Annotated in this window: 20 protein-coding genes; 11 read left to right on the top strand and 9 right to left on the bottom strand. The window is 72.7% G+C overall.

Translation table 11 applies throughout. The features are described from left to right. The first annotated feature begins 213 nt into the window (after positions 1-213). Both ACWC24_RS30880 and ACWC24_RS30875 read left to right on the top strand, forming a co-directional pair. Complete coding sequence (locus ACWC24_RS30880) at positions 214-1539, top strand: hemolysin family protein (RefSeq protein WP_450666180.1); 1326 nt, start codon at positions 214-216, stop codon at positions 1537-1539. Continuing rightward, positions 1536-2660: a hemolysin family protein gene (locus tag ACWC24_RS30875; protein WP_450666179.1), complete on the top strand. Its 1125-nt coding sequence runs from the start codon at positions 1536-1538 to the stop codon at positions 2658-2660. The genes ACWC24_RS30880 and ACWC24_RS30875 overlap by 4 nt, the downstream gene beginning before the upstream one ends. A gap of 25 nt (positions 2661-2685) precedes the next feature. On the opposite strand, the gene ACWC24_RS30870 is transcribed toward ACWC24_RS30875, so the two are convergent. After that, positions 2686-4551 (bottom strand): AAA family ATPase, encoded by a 1866-nt coding sequence (locus ACWC24_RS30870; protein WP_450666178.1) that lies wholly within the window; start codon positions 4549-4551, stop codon positions 2686-2688. Positions 4552-5001: 450 nt separating this feature from the next. Continuing rightward, positions 5002-5700 carry a uridine kinase family protein gene (locus tag ACWC24_RS30865; protein WP_450666177.1) on the bottom strand — a complete coding sequence of 233 codons (699 nt, stop codon included), beginning with the start codon at positions 5698-5700 and terminating at the stop codon, positions 5002-5004. A 236-nt stretch (positions 5701-5936) separates the two neighbouring features. On the opposite strand from ACWC24_RS30865, the gene ACWC24_RS30860 reads away from it, so the two are divergent. The 4 genes from ACWC24_RS30860 (at position 5937) to ACWC24_RS30845 (ending at position 10017) form a co-directional block, all read left to right on the top strand. Continuing rightward, on the top strand, positions 5937-7301 hold the full coding sequence (locus ACWC24_RS30860) for a peptidase C39 family protein (RefSeq protein ID WP_450666176.1): 1365 nt from the start codon (positions 5937-5939) through the stop codon (positions 7299-7301). 186 nt (positions 7302-7487) lie between these two features. Continuing rightward, positions 7488-7628: an SCO1431 family membrane protein gene (locus ACWC24_RS30855; protein ID WP_450666175.1), complete on the top strand. Its 141-nt coding sequence runs from the start codon at positions 7488-7490 to the stop codon at positions 7626-7628. Positions 7629-7694: 66 nt separating this feature from the next. Next, a complete protein-coding gene (locus ACWC24_RS30850) occupies positions 7695-8357 on the top strand; it encodes a TetR/AcrR family transcriptional regulator (protein ID WP_450666174.1) in 663 nt (220 codons plus the stop codon). Positions 8358-8844: 487 nt separating this feature from the next. Continuing rightward, entirely contained in the window at positions 8845-10017 is a 1173-nt protein-coding gene (locus tag ACWC24_RS30845; RefSeq protein WP_450666218.1) for an acyl-CoA dehydrogenase family protein, read from the top strand. Here ACWC24_RS30845 and ACWC24_RS30840 read toward each other — a convergent pair. Further along, positions 9980-10228: a hypothetical protein gene (locus ACWC24_RS30840; RefSeq protein WP_450666173.1), complete on the bottom strand. Its 249-nt coding sequence runs from the start codon at positions 10226-10228 to the stop codon at positions 9980-9982. The two genes, ACWC24_RS30845 and ACWC24_RS30840, sit on opposite strands and share 38 nt — an antisense overlap. A gap of 355 nt (positions 10229-10583) precedes the next feature. After that, entirely contained in the window at positions 10584-11018 is a 435-nt protein-coding gene (locus tag ACWC24_RS30835; RefSeq protein ID WP_450666172.1) for a hypothetical protein, read from the bottom strand. 303 nt (positions 11019-11321) lie between these two features. Here ACWC24_RS30835 and ACWC24_RS30830 point away from each other — a divergent pair, with 303 nt between their 5' ends. The 4 genes from ACWC24_RS30830 (at position 11322) to fxsA (ending at position 15568) form a co-directional block, all read left to right on the top strand. After that, a complete protein-coding gene (locus tag ACWC24_RS30830) occupies positions 11322-11762 on the top strand; it encodes an Lrp/AsnC family transcriptional regulator (protein ID WP_004002750.1) in 441 nt (146 codons plus the stop codon). A gap of 46 nt (positions 11763-11808) precedes the next feature. Further along, a complete protein-coding gene (locus ACWC24_RS30825; RefSeq protein ID WP_450666171.1) occupies positions 11809-13425 on the top strand; it encodes an amidohydrolase in 1617 nt (538 codons plus the stop codon). A 645-nt stretch (positions 13426-14070) separates the two neighbouring features. Further along, on the top strand, positions 14071-14880 hold the full coding sequence (locus ACWC24_RS30820) for a polyprenol monophosphomannose synthase (RefSeq protein WP_450666170.1): 810 nt from the start codon (positions 14071-14073) through the stop codon (positions 14878-14880). 100 nt (positions 14881-14980) lie between these two features. Continuing rightward, the gene (gene fxsA, locus ACWC24_RS30815) at positions 14981-15568 is read left to right on the top strand and encodes an FxsA family membrane protein (RefSeq protein WP_450666169.1); all 588 of its coding nucleotides are present in this window, start codon (positions 14981-14983) and stop codon (positions 15566-15568) included. 114 nt (positions 15569-15682) lie between these two features. On the opposite strand, the gene ACWC24_RS30810 is transcribed toward fxsA, so the two are convergent. The 4 genes from ACWC24_RS30810 to yczE form a co-directional block, all read right to left on the bottom strand. Next, positions 15683-16057, bottom strand: coding sequence for an RNA polymerase-binding protein RbpA (locus tag ACWC24_RS30810; RefSeq protein WP_152894188.1), 375 nt, complete (start codon positions 16055-16057; stop codon positions 15683-15685). A 255-nt stretch (positions 16058-16312) separates the two neighbouring features. Next, positions 16313-17659: an MFS transporter gene (locus ACWC24_RS30805; protein ID WP_450666168.1), complete on the bottom strand. Its 1347-nt coding sequence runs from the start codon at positions 17657-17659 to the stop codon at positions 16313-16315. A 61-nt stretch (positions 17660-17720) separates the two neighbouring features. Next, on the bottom strand, positions 17721-18488 hold the full coding sequence (locus tag ACWC24_RS30800; RefSeq protein WP_450666167.1) for a glycerophosphodiester phosphodiesterase: 768 nt from the start codon (positions 18486-18488) through the stop codon (positions 17721-17723). After that, on the bottom strand, positions 18485-19138 hold the full coding sequence (yczE, locus tag ACWC24_RS30795) for a membrane protein YczE (protein ID WP_450666166.1): 654 nt from the start codon (positions 19136-19138) through the stop codon (positions 18485-18487). Before yczE ends, ACWC24_RS30800 begins: the two co-directional genes overlap by 4 nt. A 97-nt stretch (positions 19139-19235) precedes the next feature. Between yczE and ACWC24_RS30790 the strand changes: the two genes are divergently transcribed. Beyond that, on the top strand, positions 19236-20735 hold the full coding sequence (locus ACWC24_RS30790; RefSeq protein WP_450666165.1) for an SCO1417 family MocR-like transcription factor: 1500 nt from the start codon (positions 19236-19238) through the stop codon (positions 20733-20735). Positions 20736-20771: 36 nt separating this feature from the next. Here ACWC24_RS30790 and ACWC24_RS30785 read toward each other — a convergent pair whose 3' ends face one another. Continuing rightward, on the bottom strand, positions 20772-22382 hold the full coding sequence (locus ACWC24_RS30785; RefSeq protein ID WP_450666164.1) for a hypothetical protein: 1611 nt from the start codon (positions 22380-22382) through the stop codon (positions 20772-20774). Positions 22383-22385: the final 3 nt, after the last annotated feature.

The raw sequence follows: 22385 nt of genomic DNA, 5'->3' as shown, positions 1-22385 counted from the left end.
CCCTGCCGCACGGGCCGGTGTCTTGATTAATCTGGTGGCGGAGGCGCTTTCGCTGCGCCTCCGCCCCTGTGGTGCCGTCCCGGCACACAGGGGATTCCTGCAACCCGAGGAGTGACCCTCTCCGGCGATGGACGGATCGTCCTGTAGTACCTGCGCCGCCCCTTCCCGACATAGCGCGGACCGTGTCCGTGTCCGTGCGGAGGCGGCGGCATCATGACCATCTCCCTGCTGCTCCTCGGAGCGGCTTTTGTGCTCATCCTCGCCAACGGTTTCTTCGTCGCGGCCGAGTTCGGCCTCGTGACGGTCGAACGCCCGGAGGCCGAGAAGGCCGCCGCCGACGGCGACCGACGGGCCCGTACGGTCGTCGAGTCGCTCAAGGAGCTGTCCTTCCAGCTCTCCGGCACCCAGCTCGGCATCACCATCACCTCCCTCGTCGTCGGCATGCTCGCCGAGCCCGCGCTCGCGCGGCTGCTGCACGCCCCGTTCACCGCGCTGGGCGTGCCCGAGAGCGCGGCGTCCGGGGTCGCCGTGGTCGTCGGCATGCTGCTGGCGGCAGCCGTGCAGATGGTGATCGGCGAACTGGTGCCCAAGAACTGGGCGGTGTCCAAGCCGCTCCAGGTCGCCCGGTTCGTCGCGGGCCCGCAGCACGTCTTCGCCCGCCTGTTCCGGCCGGTCATCGCGGCGCTCAACGCCGTCGCCAACCGGCTCGTACGCGCCCTGGGCATCGAGCCCGCCGAGGAGCTGGCCTCCGCCCGCACCCCGGGCGAGCTCGTCTCGCTCGCCCGGCACTCGGCCCAGGCCGGCGCCCTGGAACAGGACACGGCCGACCTCTTCGTACGGACGCTGTCGCTGGGCGAGCTCACCGCGCAGCACGTCATGACCCCGCGGGTCAGGGTGAGCGCGCTCCAGTCGTCGGCGACCGCCGAGGACGTGGTCAACCTCACCCGGGCCACCGGTCTGTCCCGCTTCCCCGTCTACCGCGAGAAGATCGACGAGATCGTCGGCATGGTCCACCTCAAGGACGCCCTGGCCGTCCCCGCCCAGGACCGGCTGCGCACCCCCGTCGGCCGGATCGCCCGCCCGGCGCTGCTGGTGCCCGAGTCGCTGCCCGTGCAGCCGCTGCTGGCACGGCTGCGCAGCGAGCAGCCCATCGCGGTCGTCGTCGACGAGTACGGCGGCACGGCCGGCGTGGTCACCCTGGAGGACATCGTCGAGGAACTCGTCGGCGAGGTCCGCGACGAGCACGACGGCCAGGACCTGCCCGAGCTCGTCGCCGCCCCGCCCGAGGACGGCAGGCCCGCCTGGGACGTCGACGGAAGCTGCCGGGTGGACGTCCTTCAGCGCATAGGCCTCGACGTGCCGGAGGGCCCGTACGAGACCGTCGCGGGCCTGGTCGCCGACCTGCTGGGCCGGATCCCGGCCCCCGGCGACCGGGCCGAGCTGCCGGGCTGGCGGCTGTCCGTGCGTCAGGTCGGGCACTACCGCGCCGAGCGGGTCCGCCTGGTCAGGACCGTCGCGGTGATGGAGGCGGCCCGATGAGCGTGCTCCAACTCGTCTTCGCGGCCCTGCTCGTGCTCGCCAACGGCTTCTTCGTCGGGGCCGAGTTCGCGCTGGTGTCCGTGCGCCGCAGCCAGATCGAACCGCTCGGCACCGCGCGGGCCCGCCAGGTGCTCTACGGCCTGGAGCGGCTGCCGCAGATGATGGCCGCCGCCCAGTTCGGCATCACCGTCTGCTCGCTGACGCTGGGCGCGGTCGCCGAGCCGACCGTCGCCCGGCTGCTGGAGCCGGTCTTCGAGGCGGTCCACCTCCCGGCCGGTGTGATCCACCCCCTGGGGTACGTCATCGCGCTCGCGGCGGTGGTCTTCTTCCACCTCGTGATCGGCGAGATGGTCCCGAAGAATCTCGCCATGGCGGCCCCCGAGAAGGCGGCGCTGTGGCTCAGCCCCGGTCTGGTCGCCTTCGCCCGGCTGTGCCGGCCGATCACGGTGGCCCTCGGCGCCTGTGCCCAGGGCATCCTGAAGCTCTTCCGCGTCGAGCCCAAGGACGAGGTCGAGGCCGTCTTCACCAGCGAGCAGCTCAACCGGCTGGTGGAGGACTCCGGGCAGGCGGGCCTGCTCGACCCGGAGGAGCAGGAGCGCCTGGAGGACGCCCTCGAACTGGGTTCCCGCCCGGTCATGGACGTGCTGCTGCCGCGCGAGTCCCTGGTGACGGTCAGTCCCTCGGTCACCCCCGGACAGATCGTCGAGCTCACCGGCCGCACCGGTTACTCCCGGTTCCCGATCGCGGCGGAGAACGGCGCCTTCATGGGGTACCTGCACGTCAAGGACGTACTCGACGTGGAGGAGTCCCGGCGGGCGGTGCCGCAGCACATCTGGCGGCCCATGACGACCCTGCGGTCCGAGCTGCCGCTGGACGACGCGCTCACGGTGATGCGGCGCGCGGCCACGCACCTGGCCCAGGTCGCCGACCCCACCGGGAAGGTGCTCGGCCTGGTCGCGCTGGAGGACGTACTGGAGCTGCTGGTCGGCGAGGTACGGGATCCCGCGCACCGCAAGGCCCCGGAGGCCAGGGTGGCCGAGCCGCGGGTGAGCACCGTCAAGATCCCGGTCCCGCTGGAGCAGGCGGGACCCCCGTCCCCGGAGGGGGCCATGGCGGGCTGACGCGCGAGCGGGCCCGCGGGATCCGTCACAGGGCGGACGGATCCTGCGGGCCCCGGCCCGACAGCACCTCGCCGTACGCCTGCATCAGGTCGGGCAGCCGCAGCGTCGACAGGTCGTCGCGCGACAGGCTCCCCGGATACATCGACAGCCGCAGGTCCCGGTAGGCGCAGCTCTTCTCGTACAGCGTCCGCAGGAACCGCCCGTTGCCGAGTTCGTCGATCCAGCCCTGGTCGACCACGTGCCCGGCGATGGAACGCAGCTCGTCGAGCGCCTCCTCGTCCCACACGTCGCCGTTCTCGGCGGCCAGCACCTCGCCGATGGAAGTCAGTTCGAGGGGGCGGTACGAGGGGAAGTCGACCCGGGTGGTGAAGCGCGAGGACAGCCCGGGGTTGGCGGCGAGCAGCCGGTCCATGCCCTCCGGATAGCCGGCCAGGATCACCACCAGGTGGTCGCGGTTGTCCTCCGCCCGTTTCAGCAGCACCTGGAGGGCCTCGTCGCCGTAGGCGTCGCCCTTGCCGTAGCCGGTGTTGGACAGGGAGTAGGCCTCGTCGACGAAGAGGACGCCGCCGAGGGCCGAGTCGATCAGCTCGTTGGCCTTCACGGCCGTCTGGCCGAGGTACTCGCCGACGAGGTCGGCCCGTTGCGCCTCCACCAGATGGTCGCCGCCCAGCAGACCGAGGGCGTAGAAGACGCGGCCGAGGATGCGGGCCACGGTGGTCTTGCCGGTGCCGGAGGGGCCGGAGAAGACGAAGTGGCGTTTGGGCGGCTGCACCGGCAGTCCCTGCCCGGCCCGCAGCCGGGCCATGTTCAACTGCGCGGACAGCGCCTTCACCTGACGCTTCACCGGCTCCAGGCCCACCATGCGTTCGAGCTCGGCAAGCGCCTCTTCGAGTAACCCGGGGTCGGTGGGTCCGGCGGGCAGCGGCGAGGCGGGGACGGCGCTCTTCGCGCGCACCACCGGGTCGCCGGCCGACGGCAGGGGGCCGGACGGCGGCAGGTCGGTAGCCGGGTACTTGAGGTCCCGGCCCTCGGCGCCGTACAGCGGGTCCAGCAGATCGGGCCCGTCGACGGTGTCCTGCCCGGTGCCGGTGAGGGTGATCGCGGCGAGGTCGGCGTGGTCGTCGTAGCCGTCGCCCTCGGCGATCGCCGCGAGCCGGGCCGAGGTGTCCATGAAGGCCGGGTCGACCCGGTGCACCGCCCGGTACAGCGGGAGCGCGGCCGCCGACCGGCCCGTCCCCTCATGGGCCCGCGCCAGCCAGTACCGCAGCTCCTTGCGCTGCGGCTGCTCGCTGCGACAGCGCATCAGGGCCGCCGACAGCAGGGGTTCGGCCTGCCCGTACATCTCCAGCCGGACCCGGGCCATCCCGCCGAACAGACCGGCCTCGATGCCGAGCATGGGGTCGTCGATCAGCGGCTCGGTGTGCCGTACGAGCTGGTCCCAGTCCTTGACCAGGTAGGCGCGGCAGGCGTGCAGAAAGCGGACCTGGGCATCGGCGTCGACGGGCGGGAGCCCGGCGAGCGCCCGGTCCAGCTCCGGGACATGGCGGCCGTCGAGCCAGTGGGAGGCGTGCGCGAGCAGCAGGTCGCGCGGGCTCTCCAGTACGGGCTGCACCCACCAGCCCAGCCAGTACCAGGAGTTGAGCGTGCGCCGGTGCCGGGCCCGCTGTTCGCCGAAGCGCTCCCGGTGCCGGAACATCCGCAGCAGCGCGGTCGTGGTGTCGACGCGCAGTGCGTGCAGACCGAGCCAGCCGTCCGCCATCCCGGGGTCGATCCGCACCGCGGTGCGGAACTCCTCCTCCGCCTGCGGATAGGCCCCCATCGTGTAGGCGTCCACGCCTCGCGTCCAGGCGAGGTCGGCCGGGGCCTTCGGGCCCTGCGTGCCGAAGTCCATCACGTCACGTCCCCCACAAACCGTGCCCCCGTCGGTATGGATGCCGCCGGGCGCGCCCGGCGGTGTCCTGGTCGAACCGCTGTGCCGCGGACCGGAGTTGCCAGGTGCGCGAAGCAGCCGTCCGTAGGTCGCACCAAGGGCATCGTACCTGCGGGGGCGCGGCCCGCCGTAGGGTGCGGTACCGGCCGTTTGGCGAGGTGGGAGCGGACGGGGCGGACCCCGGGGACGGTCACCGAGTGTGAGCGGATCACCCCGCGCGGCAGCCGATTCGAGCCCGTGGAACCGGGTGTGGGCAGAACGAAGCCCCCGATCACGGGGGAACAACCGGGGGCTTCGCGTCAAGGGGGCGGCGTGCAACGCCGCACATTGAGAACGTAAGACCTGTACGGGCGCCCGGTCAAGCCGAGTTGAGACACTCCCGGAAGTTCCCGCGCGGGGATCTTCATCGGTTCAGCACACTGCGGATGGTCCGTCACTGTGTGTGTTCATCCGGTCCGGTTCCCTGGTCTCGGCGGGTCCCGGCAGCACCTCGTACCCCTGCTGTCGCTGCCGCACCAGAAGGTCCGCGAAGGGCCGGGAAGGGTCGTCGGCGAAGTGCCGTCGCTCGGCCACGACCCACCCGTCCCAGAAGTCCCGCTGCTCCTCGCCGTCCCGTGACCGGCCGCGCGCCCAGGACTCCTCCTCGGGCAACTCCATCCACAGCAGCCGGGCCAGGTGCGGGCGCAGCACGCGCCGGCCCGCGCCGACGCCCTCGACGAGGACCACCGGGGCCGGCGGCAGGTCGCGCGGCGCCCGGAAGCGCCGGGTGTGCCAGTCGTAGGGCGTGTACCGCGCCTGCTCGCCCCGGCCGAACGGCTCGATCACCTGGCTGCCCAGCCGCCCGGTCCAGCCGAACAGCTCGTCGTGGCTGGCGATGTCGTCGAGGTGGAGGACCGGCGCGTCGCCGAGGGCGTGGGCCAGCCGTCCGGCGAACGTGGACTTTCCGGAGCCGGCGTGTCCGTCGACCCCGATCAGGCGGACCGGGCCGCAGGACGGGGGGAGGCGGCGGAGCCGGGAGGCGAGGTGCTGGATGGCCGTTCCTGGGTTGCGGTGGTGCGGGATTCGGGCGTGGGGGCTCGGGGTGCGAGCCGCGGGGTTCGGGGGGAGCATGAACTGCGCCTGCGGCCGTGGGAGTCCGGAGAAGTCTACGACCGTTCCGCTCGCGCCGATGTGCCCGGCTCGCTCATGCGTCCGAGCCGTCGCAGGTCATGCCAGTGGTTGAGACCAATATTGGTGGGCGTGGCATGGCCCGAAATGCTGGCAGGAGCATGTCGCCTGCGGCCATAGTGAGCCCACATCGTGCATGGGATCCGCCCCCCACTCGGACACCTGGGAGTCTTCCGCCTATGAGCAGAGCCGAACAGCCGTCCCGGAGAACCGTTCTGGCCGCAGCGGTCGCCGCCGCCGTGGCGGGCGGTGCGGGACCGGCCACCGCCGCCGACTCCGTACCCGTCGCCGCCGCCCCCGGAGGGCCTCCGGCGCGCTCGGTCGACTACCGCGCCTGGACCACGTTCAGCCAGTGGCGCGCGGGCACCGCCCGGGGCACCCGGCCCGTCGCGGGCGCCCGGCCCGGTCTGGAGATGGGCACCCCGGCCGGCACCTTCGCCTACACGGACCCGCACACCGGGACCACCGCCGCCTGGGAGTACGGGACCTGGACCTCCCCGGTCCATCCACTCGCCGTCCCCGCCACCGAGGTCATCGCCTCGTGGAACGCCCGCACCCCGGCCGGCACCTGGCTCCAGATCGAGCTCCGGGGCACGTACACCGACGGCACCGACACCCCCTGGTACGTGATGGGCCGCTGGGCCGCCGGCGACCAGGACATCAAGCGCACCTCGGTCGACGACCAGACCGACGGCAAGAGCACGATCTGGACGGACACCTTCTCCGTCGACGACGCGGCGTCGGGCCTGCGCCTGGTCTCGTACCGGCTGCGGCTGACCCTGTACCGCAAGCCCGGTACCAAGCTCACCCCGAAGGTCTGGCGGCTCGGTGCGATGGGCTCCGACGTCCCCGACCGTTTCACCGTCCCCGCGTCCACGCCCGTGCACGCCGGGGAGCTGGCCGTCCCGCGCTACTCGCAGGAGATCCACAAGGGTCAGTACCCCCAGTACGACAACGGCGGCGAGGCCTGGTGCAGTCCCACCTCCTCGCAGATGATCATCGAGTACTGGGGCGGCCGGCTCACCCCGGAGCAGCTGGCCTGGGTCGACCCGTCGTACGCCGACCCGCAGGTGTGCCACGCGGCCCGGAGCACCTACGACCACCAGTACAGCGGCTGCGGCAACTGGCCGTTCAACGCCGCCTACGCGGCCACCTTCAAGGACCTCCAGGGCGTCGTCACCCGGCTCGGTTCCCTCGTCGACCTGGAGACGCTGATCGCGGCGGGCATCCCGGCCATAACGTCCCAGTCGTTCCTGAAGACCGAGCTGACCGGGGCCGGCTACGGCACCGCCGGACACCTCATGACGGTGATCGGCTTCACCGCGGACGGTGACGTGATCGCCAACGACCCGGCCTCGGCGGACGACGCGGCGGTCCGGCGCGTGTACAAGCGGTCCGAGTTCGAGAACATCTGGCTGCGGACGAAGCGCTACAACGCCTCGGGGAAGGTCGTCTCCGGCACCGGCGGGGTCTGCTACCTCTACTTCCCGGCGCATCCGACCCCGCGCCAGCGCGACGCCCTGGCGGCGGTCGGCGTCCGCTGATCCCGGGACCCGCCGGCCTCCGGCCGCTCACTCGACGGCCCCCGCCGCCCCGGGGGCCGTCGGTGCTGTGACGGAACTCTCCGCCGCAAAGGCCGCGGACGGTGGCAAGGTGGACGGACCGGCCGGGGAGCGGCATGGGCCGGCGTGGGGGAGTCCGTCCCGTACCTCCGAGCGCAGTGAGAAGACATGACCGCACAGTCAGCCACCGCCGTCCGTGCCCGCACCGGTGGCCCCCGGGAAGACGGCCCGAGAATCCTCGAACACGCGTTGGGGTGGACCCTCGTCGTGGTGATCGCGATGCTTGTCACCCAGCTCGGACTGCTGTGACCTGAGACATATCCGAACCTGACATACTGCGGATGTTCCGCCGCCCGTAGGAGACCAGGGTCGAAATTGAATATCAGTCAACAGCGCGACGCGGCCGTTCGTCCGCGGGCGCGCGGCACCGAGCGCTCACTGGCACGCCGCGCCGAACTCATCGTCATCGGCCGCAGGCTGTTCGCCGACACGTCCTACGACGCGCTCTCGATGGACGACATCGCCCGGCAGGCGCACGTCGCCAAGGGGTTGATCTACTACTACTTCCAGTCCAAGCGCGGCTACTACCTGGCGATCATCCAGGACTCCGTCGCGGACCTGGTCTCCTATGCGGCGGGCGGGGTCGAACTGGGCCAGGTCGACCGGGTCCACCGCACCATCGACAGCTATCTGCGCTATGCCGAGCACAACCAGGCCGCCTATCGCACGATCGTCAGCGGCGGCGTCGGCTTCGACGCCGAGGTGCACGCCATCCGTGACGGCGTGCGCGAGGCGATCGTGGCGACCATCGCCGACGGGGCGTACGGCCGCACCGACATCGCGCCGCTGGCCCGGATGGGGCTGGTCGCCTGGGTGTGCAGCGTGGAGGGGGCGGCCCTCGACTGGATCGACCGCCCCGAGCTGTCCCGCGCGACCATGGGCGAACTGCTGGTCAAGTCGCTCGGCGGCACCCTGCGCGCCATCGAGGAGCTCGACCCCGCGTATCCGGCGCCGGCGCCCGCCCGTCGGGAGGGCTGACGGGCCGCGCGACCGGCCGTCCGGGGGTCGCGGGTACCGGTCCGTGGTCCGGTCGGGGCTGCTCGTGATGCGCCGGACCGGCGTTCGTGATGCGGTGAGAGGTGCCGGGGCCGGGTGTCCGGTCGTACGTCCCGGACCCTGCCCCTGTGTCGGGTGTCTCGTCTCCTCGTGGAGGAAGGGGTGTGCGTCTTTCGGCATGGACACGGCGAACGCGCCCGCGGCTGAGCCTAGTTGGGCCGGACCGGCGAGGTCAATGGTCCAGACCGGTTCCGGGTATTCGATCATGGACGGAAATTCTTGAGGTAAGCGGTCGTTAACTGGTGACTGGGTGTCCCCGATCGGGCATACTCACAGCGCACAGCCGCTGGTCAGCCGCTTCCGCGACCCGGAAGCAGGCGCGGCGGCGGTACCGAGAAAGACCTGGCGGAGCCGCCCACACCCAAGGCGTACATCCGCCGATGTGCCCGACAGGGAGGAGAGCGTCGCCATGCTGGAGCGCGCCCCGCAGCCGGTGGAACGGCAACTGCCCACGGACGAGGCCCGGGATCTGATCTCGCTCGTCCGCGACATCGCGCAGCGCGAGATCGCACCGAAGGCGGCCGAGGAGGAGGACGCCGGACGCTTCCCCCGCGAGGTCTTCACCCTGCTCTCCGAATCGGGTCTGCTCGGTCTGCCCTACGGCGGCGAGTACGGCGGCGGCGAGCAGCCGTACGAGGTCTACCTCCAGGTGCTGGAGGAGCTCAGCGCGGCCCGGCTGACCGTCGGCCTCGGCGTCAGCGTCCACACCCTGGCCTCCTACGCCGTCGCGGCCTACGGCACCAAGGAGCAGCAGGTCGAACACCTGCCCGCCATGCTCGGCGGCGGGCTGCTGGGCGCCTACTGCCTCTCCGAGCCGTCGTCCGGCTCGGACGCCGCGTCCCTGCGCACCAAGGCGGTGCGGGACGGTGACGGCTGGGTGATCACCGGCACCAAGGCCTGGATCACCCACGGCGGGGTCGCCGACTTCTACACGGTCATGGCCCGCACCGGCGAGGACGGCCCGCGCGGGATCACCGCGTTCCTGGTGCCGGCCGACGCCGAGGGGCTGAGCGCGGCGGCGCCCGAGAAGAAGATGGGCATGAAGGGCTCGCCCACCGCGCAGGTCAACTTCGACGGCGTACGGGTCCCCGACGCGCGGCGCATCGGCGAGGAGGGCCAGGGCTTCGCCATCGCGCTGTCCGCGCTCGACTCCGGCCGGCTCGGCATCGCGGCCTGTGCGATAGGCGTGGCCCAGGCCGCGCTCGACGCGGCGGTCGCGTACGCCACCGGGCGCCAGCAGTTCGGGCGGCCGATCGCCGACTTCCAGGGTCTGCGCTTCATGCTGGCCGACATGGCCACGCAGATCGAGGCGGGCCGGGCCCTGTACCTGTCGGCGGCGCGACTGCGGGACGCCGGGCGGCCGTTCGCGAAGCAGGCGGCGATGGCCAAGCTGCACTGCACGGACACCGCGATGAAGGTCACCGTCGACGCCGTCCAGGTCCTCGGCGGCTACGGCTACACCGCGGACTTCCCCGCCGAGCGCTACCTGCGCGAGGCCAAGGTCCTCCAGATCGTCGAGGGCACCAACCAGATCCAGCGCATGGTCATCGCCCGTCACCTCGCGGGTCCGGAGACCCGCTGAACTGACCCGGCCGCACCTGCGGGGCCGCCAGCCTGACCCACTCCGGGTCGTGGCGGCCCGGCAGGGTGCGGCCCCGGTCGGCCCAGGCGCGCATCAGAGCGCGGTAGATGGGCGGGTCCGGGGGCTGCGGGGGTGGCAGCGGAACCGATTCCGCGGGCGCCGGGACGAACACCCGGCGCGTGACTGCGGGCACCGACTGGGCAAGGGTCATACCAGGGCAACGCGACGGCGCGCGGCAGGTCACCTTCCCGCGCAATCGACCGTGAGTTCGCGGTGTGCCCCCAGGGTCGGAGTGTCGTGCGCGAGGCTGCCGCCGCGCATCTGACGTACCGTCAACTGTGTTGTGTGCAGGGCGGTAAGTCGAACTCACCAAGCATGCGCCGAAGTCCAGGACGTCAACGTCCGGTGCGCGGCGCCGGCGCGCGCCCTCGTCATGCCCCGGACCGCCTGCCGCCGGGCGCACTTCGGCGGGATCGCCGTCCCGGTGGATCCGGACACACCGAACCCGCACCACGGCGGCCTGCGGGCCATGGTGCGGGGCGGCTACGAGGATGGGGCGAGGGGCCTCAGGCGGCCCGGCGCATCACCGGCACGCGCATCGGGCGCGAGCCCGGGCCGCCGACGTGCGAGAAGGGCTGCGTCCGCCAGTCGAGTCCCTGGGGAAGCGTCAACAGCAGTGCGGTGTCCTGCTCCTGGGGCTCGATGGACTCGTCCGCGGGCTGCGCCGCGGAGGCCTCCCGGCCCGTACCGGCGCACACCGTGAGCCCGAAGGGGTTCCACGGCGAGGCGCACAGCGCGTGCTCCGGCAGGAACTCCTCGTCCGCCAGCAGGGCGATGGGCTGCGCGCAGTCCGGGCAGATCACCCGGAACATCTCGAAGGTGTCGTACGCGTCGAACTCGTCGCCGTCGAAGTCGTCGGGTTCGACGCCCTCCGGCGCGGGCTCGACGACGGGCTGCTGCCGCTTGGCAAAAGTACGACCAGGGCGCTTAAGACTCTGCATGGGATTCTCCCCCTCGGGCTGGGCCGTGAAGGCACTGCGGCCTCGACCACAGCAAGCACTTCCCGTCCGGTCTCGGCGGTAATCGCGAGACCAGCACGGAGACGGTCCGGGTGCTGTGGCGTTCGTCACATGCCGCTCGCAGATGCCGCGTGCGGAGGGACGCGGGCGCCCCGCGCGCGGGATCCGTCCCCCGCCGGGGGCGCCGTCCGGCGCCCCCGGCGGGCCCCTCCACATCACGAACCGGGTATGACCTGGGCTGCTCGGGTTTCGGAGGAGATCAAGCGCACTGTAGGTTCTTGCGCCATGGAGGAGCTCGACCGTCAGATCGTGCAGCTGCTCGTCAAGGACGGGCGGATGAGCTACACGGACCTCGGCAAGGCCACCGGCCTGTCCACGTCCGCCGTGCACCAGCGGGTGCGCCGGCTGGAACAGCGCGGCGTGATCCGCGGCTACGCGGCCGTCGTCGACCCCGAGGCCGTCGGGCTGCCCATGACCGCCTTCATCTCGGTGAAACCCTTCGACCCCAGCGCGCCCGACGACATCGCCGACCGCCTCGCCGGGGTCCCCGAGATCGAGGCCTGCCACAGCGTCGCGGGTGACGAGAACTACATCCTCAAGGTGCGCGTGGCGACCCCGCACGAACTGGAGGAACTGCTGGCCCGGCTGCGCTCCCTGGCGGGCGTGTCCACCCGGACCACCGTGGTGCTCTCGACGCCGTACGAGGCCCGGCCGCCGCGCATCTGACCCACCTGCGTGCGGCGCCGCCGTGGCGAGGCGCGAGACTGTTCCCATGAGTGAGCGCACCACCGAACCGAAGACCGTCCTGCTCCGCCGCGGAGAGGTCCACAGCCCCGCCGACCCCTTCGCGACCGCGATGGTCGTCGAGCGCGGCCAGGTCGCCTGGGTCGGTTCCGAGGGCGCAGCCGACGCCTTCGCCGACGGGGTCGACGAGGTGGTCGACCTGGACGGCGCCCTGGTCACCCCGGCCTTCACCGACGCCCATGTGCACAGCACCGCCACCGGCCTCGCGCTGACCGGCCTGGACCTGTCGTCCGCGCCGTCCCTGGCGGCGGCGCTCGACCTGGTGCGCGAGTTCGCCGCCCGCCGCCCGGACGACCGGGTGCTGCTCGGCCACGGCTGGGACGCCGCGCGCTGGCCCGAACGGCGGGCTCCCCGGCGGGACGAGCTGGACGAGGCCGCGGCCGGCCGGCCGCTCTACCTCAGCCGGATCGACGTCCACTCGGCCGCCGTCACCACCGCCCTGCTCGACCTGGCGCCGCACGCGCGCACCGAGCCCGGCTTCGCGGACCGGGAGCCCCTCACCCGCGCGGCCCACCACGCCGTGCGCGCCGCCGCGTTCGCGGCCGTGACGCCGGCGCAGCGCGCCGCCGCCCAGCGCGCCGCCCTCGCCCACGCGGCCTCCCTGGGCATCGGGTCCGTGCACGAGTGCGGCGGCCCCGAGATCTCCTCCGAGGACGACTTCACCGGCCTGCTGCGGCTCGCCGCCCAGGAGCCGGGGCCGCGGGTCGTCGGCTACTGGGCCGACCGGGACCTCGACAGGGCGCGTGAGCTGGGTGCCCTCGGTGCCGCCGGGGACCTGTTCGTCGACGGCGCCCTCGGCTCCCACACCGCCTGTCTGCACCGGCCCTACACCGACGCCGACCACACCGGCACCGCCTACCTTGACGCCGCGGCGGTCGCCGCCCACGTCGCCGCCTGCACCGAGGCGGGCCTCCAGGCGGGTTTCCACGCGATCGGCGACGCCGCCGTGACCGCCGTCGTCGAGGGCGTGCGCGCGGCCGCGGAGAAGGTCGGCCTCGCCCGCGTACGGGCCGCCAGGCACCGGGTCGAGCACGCCGAGATGCTCACCCCGGAGACCATCGCGGCCTTCGCCGAGCTGGGACTGACCGCCTCCGTCCAGCCCGCCTTCGACGCGCTGTGGGGCGGCGAGGACGGCATGTACGCCGACCGCCTGGGCGCCGAGCGGGCCCGGACGCTGAACCCCTTCGCGGCGCTGCTGCGGGCCGGTGTGCCGCTGGCCTTCGGCTCGGACTCCCCGGTCACGCCCCTCGACCCCTGGGGCACGGTCCGGGCCGCCGCCTTCCACCGCACGCCCGAGCACCGCGTCTCCGTCCGAGCCGCGTTCACGGCGCATACGCGTGGCGGCTGGCGCGCGATCGGACGCGACGACGCGGGCGTCCTGGTGCCCGGCGCGCCCGCGGACTACGCCGTGTGGCGCACCGACGCCCTGATCGTCCAGGCCCCGGACGACCGGGTCGCGCGCTGGTCCACCGACCCCCGCTCCGGCACCCCCGGCCTGCCCGCCCTCACCCCCGGCGCCGACCTCCCCGTCTGCCTGCGCACGGTGGTCGGCGGACGGACGGTCTTCGTACGGCCGGGCGAGTGATCCGGCGGGGCGGGCGGGCGGTCGCCCGCCCGCCCCGGTTCGGCGCGCGACCTGTGTATCCCATGCGCTGACCTGCGCATTTGTGGAGAACCAGCAGGTCGGACGGCTGTTGACAGGTCACGGCCGGTGGCCGGTAGGTTCGGCGGAGTCCACCACCGGACGCCCGACCGGGGAACGTCCGCGCACTCGTCGCAGCGCCGCTGGGTCAGGGACGGTGTGCCTACCGGGGCACCTCCACTGGGAGCCAGGCTCAGCGTCCGCGCCGACGAGGGAACGTTCCGGCCGGTCGGCAGGGTGTGACCGGGATGGGGCCCGGGCGCTCAGTAGACAACGGCCTTCGGTCGACCCGCAGCCGGCGGGTCCCAGGTCGGCCCGAAGAGCGCCGGGCCCCCATCCGCCGTACCCGGTCGGCGATCGGACGGCCGCAGCCACCCCCCGGCGCGGCCCACCCCGGGTCCCCGCCGCTCCCGGACCGCCGCCGCCCCTCGGCCGCCATCGCCGGTCACCGACCGGTCGATCACGGGCGAAACATATGTTCTTACCCCGCTCTTGCCGAATCGACACCGCCATAGGTCCGTGCTGTCACGTCAGCGCAGGCGGTGGCCACTATGGTGGACCTCTGAGTACGGAAATGAAGGGGCAGCAGTGAACGACGGCGACGGGACCCTTGCGGGACAGGCCCGGGGCAGGCAGCTCGGTCCGCTCGGCACGGCCTTGGTGATCATCCCCACCTACAACGAGGCGGAGAACATCAAGGCGATCGTCGGCCGGGTGCGCAAGGCGGTTCCCGAGGCACACGTGCTCGTGGCCGACGACAACAGCCCCGACGGCACCGGCAAGCTCGCGGACGAGCTGGCGGCCGAGGACGGACAGGTCCATGTGCTGCACCGCAAGGGCAAGGAGGGCCTCGGCGCCGCCTACCTCGCGGGCTTCCGCTGGGGTCTGGAGCACGACTACGGCGTCCTGATCGAGATGGACGCCGACGGCTCCCACCAGCCCGAGGAGCTGCCCCGGCTGCTGACCGCGCTCAAGGGCGCGGACCTCGTCCTCGGCTCCCGCTGGGTGACGGGCGGCCGGGTGGTGAACTGGCCCAAGTCCCGCGAGTTCATCTCCCGGGGCGGCAGCCTCTACTCGCGCCTCGCCCTCGACCTGCCGCTGCGCGACATCACGGGCGGCTACCGCGCCTTCCGCCGCGAGACCCTCGAGGGACTCGGGCTCGACGAGGTCTCCTCCCAGGGCTACTGCTTCCAGGTGGACCTGGCCCGGCGCGCGGTCAAGGCGGGCTACCAGGTGGTCGAGGTCCCCATCACCTTCGTGGAGCGCGAGCTCGGCGACTCCAAGATGAGCAAGGACATCCTCGTCGAGGCGCTGTGGCGGGTCACGGCGTGGGGCGTGGGGGAGCGGGTCGGCAAGATCACGGGTCGTGGCGCAGCCGCGAAGCCGCCGAAGCGGTAGCCGTACGGAGCCCGCGGCCACAGGGTGCCCCGGTGGCCGCACGGGCACCCTTGATCCGCCCCTTATCCGGCGCTGAGCCCGGTCCAGGCACACTGGACGCATGACGACAGGCATTCCGACCCCCTCCTCCACCCGGCCCCCGCGTTCCCGGCTGCGGACCTTCCTGCCCCTGGGCGTGGCGGCGTGGGTGGTGCTGGAGATCTGGCTGCTGACCGTGGTCGCGGGCGCGACGAGCGGCTTCACGGTGTTCCTGCTGCTGGTGGCCGGATTCGTGCTGGGCGCGGTGGTCATCAAACGGGCCGGCCGACGCGCCTTCCGCAACCTGAACGAGGCGCTCCAGGGCGGTGGCTCCCCGTCGCAGGGCGGCGGCAACGGGTCGAAGAGCAGCGGCAACGGCCTGCTCATGCTCGGTGGGCTGCTGCTGATGATTCCCGGCCTGATCTCGGACGCCCTGGGCCTGCTCCTGCTGGTCCCGCCGGTCCAGAAGCTCGTGGCCCGCTACGCGGAGCGTTCCTTCGACCGCACCCTGGGCCGGTCGACCCCCGGTTCCTTCGGTGACGCCTTCCAGCAGGCCAGGATGCACCGCCCTGACGGCAAGGTCGTCCAGGGCGAGGTCATCAAGGGCGAAGTCATCAGGGACGAGCCGAGTGAGACGCCCCAGGGTCCGCGTCCGCCGCTGACGCGGTGAGCGCCGGTCGCCCGGCCGCAGACGCACAAGACGGCGGGCGCCCTACCGGAAATCCGGTAGGGCGCCCGCCGTCTTGTGCGTGGTGCGCTGTGTGTCGCTCGGATCCCGCGGGGATCAGGCGGACTTGCGGCTGTCGCGGGGATGGACCGCCAGGTTCATCGCCCCGGACCGCAGAACCGCCAGACGCTCCTCGAGGACCTCTTCGAGCTCCTCGCGGGTGCGCCGCTCCATCAGCATGTCCCAGTGGGTACGCGCGGGCTTGGCCTTCTTCTCCTCAGGGCCGTCGCCGTCAACCAGGAGTGACGTGGCCCCGCAGACCTTGCACTCCCACTCCGGCGGGATCTCCGCCTCGACCGAGAAGGGCATCTCGAAGCGATGTCCCTTCTCGCATGCGTACTCCACGGCCTGGCGCGGGGCCAGGTCGATGCCGCGGTCCGTCTCGTAGCTGGTCACCACGAGGCGCGTGCCGCGAAGAGCTCGCTCACTCATGAATCGTGCCTCCCGGGCTTGTCGCCCACAGGACAGGTGTCGCTGTCGTCGTCATCCGGTCAACGTCCGGTCGGCGGTAAAGATTCCCGTTCCGGGTCATGCGTCGCCGTCGTAGCCGCCCCTTGTTGTACCCACCAGCGCCCGGTTTGTCACATCTGCTAGCAGATGTCACACAGCGTTTCGGCATCTTTGACGCGCAGTAACGGTACGTCTGGCAGGCCAAACGCGTACACTACCGCCCTTTCGCCCTGAGTGCTAAATCTTCGCGGGTACGGGATTGCCCGCGTCGCCGATCGCCCGCCGGACCGGAACCCGTGCGAGCAGCACGAACCCGACGACGAAGAAGATCACCAGGGAGATGATGGCGTCCCGGTAGCTTCCGGTCAGCTGGTAGGTGATCCCGAACAGCAGGGGGCCCAACCAGCTCATGCCCCGGTCGCTCATCTCGTACGCCGAGAAGTACTCGGCTTCCTTGCCGGGCGGGACCAGATGGGAGAACAGGGAGCGCGAGAGCGCCTGGCTGCCGCCGAGCACCAGCCCGATCGCGGCCGCCAGGGCGAAGAACCCGGCCGGCGCGCCGGCGGGCAGGAAGTAGCCGGCGCCAAGGGTGACCGTCCAGGCCACCAGTGAGCCGAGGATCGTCCGCTTCGCCCCGTAGGTCCGGGCCAGCCGGCCCATCGCCAGCGCGCCCGCCACCGCCAGCACCTGGACCAGCAGCACGGCCCCGATCAGCGTGGACTGCCCGAGCCCCAGCTCCTCGGAGCCGTACACCGAGGCCTGCGAGATCACCGTCTGGATGCCGTCGTTGTAGATCAGGTACGCGAGCAGGAAGGCGAGGGTCAACGGGTGGCGGCGCATGTCCCGGACGGTCGCCACGAGCTGCCGCAGCCCGGGGGCCGTGGCCTCCCGCGTCGCCGAGGGCCGGTCGCGCAGTCGGCGCAGCGGCACCAGGGTGAACGCGCCCCACCACAGACCCGCCGACGCCAGACAGATCCGTACGGCCATGGTCTCCGAGACGCCGAAGGAGTCATGGGCCAGATAGAGCACCAGGTTCGCCACCAGGACCAGGGCTCCGGCCGCGTACCCGAAGGCCCAGCCGCGGGAGGAGACCGCGTCGCGCTCCTCGGGCGGCGCGATCTGCGGCAGGTAGGAGTTGTAGAGCATCATCGCCACCGACTGCGCGGCGTTCGCGACGACCAGCAGGGCACCGCCGAGGAGATAGCGGTCGCCGTCGAGGAGGAACATGCCCGTCGTCGCCGCGGCTCCCACGTAGGCCGCCGCGCCCAGCAGGGGCTTCTTGCGGCCGGTCCGGTCGGCGGCGGCCCCGACCAGCGGCATCACCACGACGGCCACGATCACCGAGAGGGACACCGAGTAGGCGAAGAACGAGCCCGCGCGCACCGGCACACCCAGCGGATGGACGTACCCGTCGGCGTCCGCGGCCGCCTTGGCGACCGAGGTCAGATAAGGGCCGAGGAACACGGTGAGCACGCTCGTCGAGTAGACGGAGCACGCCCAGTCGTAGAAGTACCAGCCGCGCTGCTCGCGCCGCCGGCCGGCGGCCTCGTCGGCCGTCGTGGTCCGCACGGTGTCGATGCCCACCCGCGCCCCTCGCTTCCCCGCTGGAGGTGGTGTGCGAAGGGCGGGGTCGGTGCTCCCGGGCTCAGACCCAGACGCCCCGGTCCTCCATGACCTTGCGCAACGTGTCGATGTGATCGGTCATGATGCCATCGACTCCCAGGTCCAGGAGCCGGTGCATCCGATCCGCCTCGTTGATCGTCCACACGTGCACCTGGAGCCCGCGCGCGTGGGCGGTGCGCACGAAGCGCCGGTCCACCACGGGGATGCCCGACTGGGCCTCGGGCACCTGGGCCGCGACGGCGGAGCCGCGCAGCGCGACCGGCACCCCCCAGGACCGCAGTCGCAGATTGAGCACCCCCAGGGTGCCGTACGACGTCGCCAGCCGGGGTCCGGCCAGCCGCTGCGCGCGCACGATGCGCGCTTCGGAGAAGGAGCCGACGCAGACCCGGTCCCAGGCCTCGGTCCGGGCGATCAGGTTCAGCAGCGGGTGCAGCGCGGGCTCCGCCTTGATGTCGACGTTCCAGCGCACCTCGGGGAACGTCTCCAGGAGCTCCTCGAACAGCGGCACCGGTTCCTTGCCGCCCACGCGCGCGCGGCTCACGTCCTCCCAGCGCAGGTCCGCGATCCGGCCCGCGCCGTCCGTCACCCGGTCCAGCGTCGAGTCGTGGAAGGCGACGAGCCTGCCGTCCCGGGTGGCGTGCACGTCCGTCTCGATGTAGCGGTAGCCCGTCTCGACCGCGCGCCTGAACTGCGCCACGGTGTTCTCCAGACCGTCCGCGGCCCCGCCGCGGTGGGCGAAGGCGATCGGGCTCGGGTGGTCGAGGTAGGGGTGGCGTATGCGCGTGGTCACGGACGCAGTATCGCTCTGCGGGGTGTCCCGGCGGCAACCACCGGGCTGCCGCCGGATGCCGCCGGAGCGGCGAACAACCGCAGGAAGAGCTGGGCGAGCGGACCGATCGCCACGGCGTACACCACGGTGCCGACCCCGACGGTCCCGCCGAGGCAGAAACCGGTGACGACGACCGTCACCTCGACGGCCGTCCGCATCAGCCGGATCGAACGGCCCGTACGGCGGTGCAGTCCGGTCATCAGCCCGTCGCGCGGGCCCGGTCCGAAGCTCGCCGTGATGTAGAGGCCGGTGGCCACGCCGTTGAGGAGGATCCCGGCCAGCAGCAGCGCGCCCCTCCCGGCGAGGTTGTGGACCTCGGGGAGCAGCGAGAGCGTGCCGTCCATGGCCAGGCCGACGACGAACACGTTGGAGACCGTGCCGAGGCCGGGACGCTGGCGCAGCGGTATCCACAGGAGCAGCACCGCCGCACCCACGACGATCGACACCGCACCGATCGTCAGACCGGTGCGCTCGGCGATCCCCTGGTGCAGCACGTTCCAGGGCTCCAGGCCGAGGTCCGCCCGCACCAGCAGAGCGGAGCTCGCGCCGTACAGCACGAGACCGGCGTAGAGCTGGATCAGCCGTCGTGCGAGGGGCTGTGACGCGGACACGGGGACTCCCTGTGGTGGTAATGGCCTGGCGCGTGACACTCTGTGGCTTGGAAACCAGAGCCAACCATGGCCAATTCGAGGAAGGTGGACTGGAAAAATGGCGCAGTGGACTTCCGCGGTGGGTGCAGCTCAGCTCGCCCGGCTGCTCAGGTCGCAGCAGGACCGCCCCGCGGGCCCCGGCACCCGCCGCCCGCCCGCCTACCGCGCGCTGGCCGACGGCATCCGGCTGCTGGTCCTGGAGGGCAGGGTGCCGGTCGCCGCCCGGCTGCCGGCCGAACGCGAACTGGCCCTCGCCCTGGCCGTGAGCCGCACGACGGTCGCCACCGCCTTCGAGACGCTGCGCACCGAGGGCTTCCTGGAGTCCCGGCGCGGGGCCGGGAGCTGGACGGCCGTACCGGCCGGGAACCCGCTCCCGGCCCGCGGCCTCGAACCCCTGCCGCCCGAGGCGCTGGGATCGGTGATCGACCTGGGCTGCGCGGCGCTGCCCGCGCCGGAGCCGTGGCTGACCCGGGCGGTGCAGGGCGCCCTGGAGGAACTGCCTCCGTACGCCCACACGCACGGCGACTATCCGGCCGGGCTGCCCGCGCTGCGCACGATGATCGCCGAGCGGTACACCGCGCGCGGGATCCCGACCATGCCCGAACAGATCATGGTGACGACCGGCGCGATGGGCGCCATCGACGCGATCTGCCATCTCTTCGCCGGCCGTGGCGAGCGCATCGCGGTCGAGTCGCCGTCGTACGCCAACATCCTCCAGCTGATGCGGGAGGCGGGCGCCCGGCTGGTGCCCGTCGCGATGGCCGAGGGGCTCGCCGGGTGGGACCTGGAGCGCTGGCGTCAGGTGCTGCGCGAGGCCGCGCCGCGGATGGCGTACGTCGTCGCCGACTTCCACAACCCGACCGGCGCCCTGGCCGCCGAGGACCAGCGGCGACGGCTGGTGGAGGCGGCGCGCTCGGCGGGCACCGTGCTCGTCTGCGACGAGACCATGAGCGAACTCTGGCTGGACGAGGACGTCGAGATGCCCCGGCCGGTGTGCGGTTTCGACCCGGCCGGATCCACGGTGATCACGGTGGGGTCGGCCAGCAAGGCCTTCTGGGCGGGGATGCGCATCGGCTGGGTCCGGGCGGCGCCGGACGTGATCCGCAGCCTGGTCGCCGCCCGCGCCTACGCCGACCTCGGCACCCCCGTGCTGGAGCAGCTCGCGGTGAACTGGCTGTTCAGCACCGGCGGGTGGGAAGAGGCCGTGCGGCTGCGGCGCGCCCAGGCCAGGGACAACCGCGACGCGCTGGTGGCGGCGGTACGGCGGGAGTTGCCGACGTGGGAGTTCGAGGTGCCCCGAGGCGGACTCACGCTGTGGGTGCGGGCGGGCGGGCTGTCCGGCTCGCGGCTCGCCGAGGTGGGGGAGCGGGTCGGGGTGCGGGTGCCTTCCGGGCCCCGGTTCGGCGTGGACGGGGCCTTCGAGGGCTATGTGCGGCTGCCGTTCACCGTGGGGGGCGCGGTGGCCGACGAGGCCGCGGCGCGACTGGCCGCCGCCGCGCGGCTGGTGGAGAACGGCGGGGGCACGGGGACGGAGGCGCCGCGCACCTTCGTGGCGTAGGAGCGGGGGTGGGCCGGGCGGGGGGTGCGGCCGCGGTCAGGCCTGCTCCACCACCACCGCCTTCGTCGGCGTCGACTCCGTGGGCGCCCGCTCGGGCCGCCGTTCCTGCTCCTGCTGTCCCGGCTGCGCGTCCGCCGATGTCGAGCGCCGGGGAAGCAGCGCCAGCACGGCCTGCCGGTGCGCGTCGGAGGTCGCGTCGTCGTACGGGTCGGGCGTCGCCGGGACCTGGAGGCGGTGCACCGGGCCGACGCCCAGCCGGGCGTACCCGCGGCCGGGCGGCACGTGGCCGGCGGGCGTGGTGTGCGGGGGAGCGCCCAGGACGGCCTCGACCTGCTGTGCCGTGACCGGACCGAGCACGGCACGGGCGCGGGTGTGCTGGCGCACCGCGTCGCTGAGCGTGTCCAAGGCGTCGAACTGTTCGGCCACGACCACCGTCACATGGGCCGCGCGGCCGTGCCGCAGGGGCGCCTGGAGCAGGGACTGCGGATCCGTGCGGCCGTCGGCGGCGGCGAGGTGCGTGAACGCGCCGGGCCGGTCGAGGAGGATCCACAGCGGCCGTCTGGTGTCCTCCGGCGGCGGGTGGCCCTCCTGACGGGCGCGGTTGGCGGCGATCAGCCGGCGTTCCGTCTCGTGGGCGGCCCACTCCAGGCTGGCCAGGGCCCCGGTCAGCCCGCACTCGACCGCCAGGACCCCGTCCCGGCCGGTGAGGCAGGTGTACTCGCCGGTGCCGCCGCCCTCGACGACGATCACGTCACCGTGCCGAAGGGCCTGCAGCGCGATGGAGCGCAGCAGCGTGGAGGTGCCGCTGCCGGGCTGGCCCACCGCCAGCAGGTGCGGTTCGGTGGAGCGGACTCCGGTGCGCCAGACCACCGGGGGGACGTCGCGCTGCTCCTCGCCGTAGGACAGGGGCAGGGTGCGCTGGATCTGGGTGGGGTCGGTGAAGCCGAGCACCACCTCGCCCGGTGCCGTCACGAAGCGCTGGGCGGCGGTGTCGGTGGGGAGCGGGTCGAGGGCCGTGACCGTCACCTGGTTGCCCTCCTCGTCCCAGTCGAAGTGGTACTCCCGGCCGCGGCCGGACTTCGCCGTGAGCAGGTTCTCGATCCGGGCGCGCGACGCGGCCTCGCCGTCCGTGAAGTAGGCCGGGTAGCGGATCACCAGGTGGGTGAGGCGGCCCGTGTCGTCGAACTCGTACGCCGGGAAGGTCTTCTCCCAGTCGCCGCCGTGCTCGTACAGCGGCGCGGGGTCCTTGGCGGTCGAGAAGTACGGGACCAGGGCCTCGTGCAGCGACTGGAGCCGCTGCGTCTGGGTCTCGTCGGGACCGTCGGGCTCCGGCGGGGTGCGGTCCCTGCCGTGCCAGGCTGCCGCCGCCATCAGGGTGACGGCGGCCAGCAGCGGGCCGTACGGCATGAGTACCACGACCAGGATCGCCGAGGTCACCATGAACAGCAGGGGGCCCCGCTTGTCCTTGGGGGTCTCGGCCACCTTGCGCCGCCCGGCCGAGGCCAGTCGGCGCAGACCGCGAGTGATCGTGATCAGCGGATGCAGGACATCGGTGGCGCTGTCCGCCGCCGTCCGGGCCAGCTCCCGGCTCCGGGCGATCTGCGCGCTGCCGTTGCTCAGAATGCGGGGGAGGGGGCGCCGGGCCACTGC

The sequence above is a fragment of the Streptomyces sp. NPDC001443 genome (assembly GCF_053597355.1).
The sequence above is the reverse complement of the archived record's forward strand: the minus strand, read 5'-3'. Positions and strand labels throughout refer to the sequence as shown.

Bases quoted from the DNA above. Each gene is read 5' to 3' on its own strand.
- ACWC24_RS30880 (WP_450666180.1), top strand. From the start codon at position 214: ATGACCATCTCCCTGCTGCTCCTCGGAGCGGCTTTTGTGCTCATCCTC.
- ACWC24_RS30875 (WP_450666179.1), top strand. From the start codon at position 1,536: ATGAGCGTGCTCCAACTCGTCTTCGCGGCCCTGCTCGTGCTCGCCAAC.
- ACWC24_RS30870 (WP_450666178.1), bottom strand. From the start codon at position 4,551: ATGGACTTCGGCACGCAGGGCCCGAAGGCCCCGGCCGACCTCGCCTGG.
- ACWC24_RS30865 (WP_450666177.1), bottom strand. From the start codon at position 5,700: ATGCTCCCCCCGAACCCCGCGGCTCGCACCCCGAGCCCCCACGCCCGA.
- ACWC24_RS30860 (WP_450666176.1), top strand. From the start codon at position 5,937: ATGAGCAGAGCCGAACAGCCGTCCCGGAGAACCGTTCTGGCCGCAGCG.
- ACWC24_RS30855 (WP_450666175.1), top strand. From the start codon at position 7,488: ATGACCGCACAGTCAGCCACCGCCGTCCGTGCCCGCACCGGTGGCCCC.
- ACWC24_RS30845 (WP_450666218.1), top strand. From the start codon at position 8,845: ATGCTGGAGCGCGCCCCGCAGCCGGTGGAACGGCAACTGCCCACGGAC.
- ACWC24_RS30840 (WP_450666173.1), bottom strand. From the start codon at position 10,228: ATGACCCTTGCCCAGTCGGTGCCCGCAGTCACGCGCCGGGTGTTCGTC.
- ACWC24_RS30835 (WP_450666172.1), bottom strand. From the start codon at position 11,018: ATGCAGAGTCTTAAGCGCCCTGGTCGTACTTTTGCCAAGCGGCAGCAG.
- ACWC24_RS30830 (WP_004002750.1), top strand. From the start codon at position 11,322: ATGGAGGAGCTCGACCGTCAGATCGTGCAGCTGCTCGTCAAGGACGGG.
- ACWC24_RS30825 (WP_450666171.1), top strand. From the start codon at position 11,809: ATGAGTGAGCGCACCACCGAACCGAAGACCGTCCTGCTCCGCCGCGGA.
- fxsA (WP_450666169.1), top strand. From the start codon at position 14,981: ATGACGACAGGCATTCCGACCCCCTCCTCCACCCGGCCCCCGCGTTCC.
- ACWC24_RS30810 (WP_152894188.1), bottom strand. From the start codon at position 16,057: ATGAGTGAGCGAGCTCTTCGCGGCACGCGCCTCGTGGTGACCAGCTAC.
- ACWC24_RS30790 (WP_450666165.1), top strand. From the start codon at position 19,236: ATGGCGCAGTGGACTTCCGCGGTGGGTGCAGCTCAGCTCGCCCGGCTG.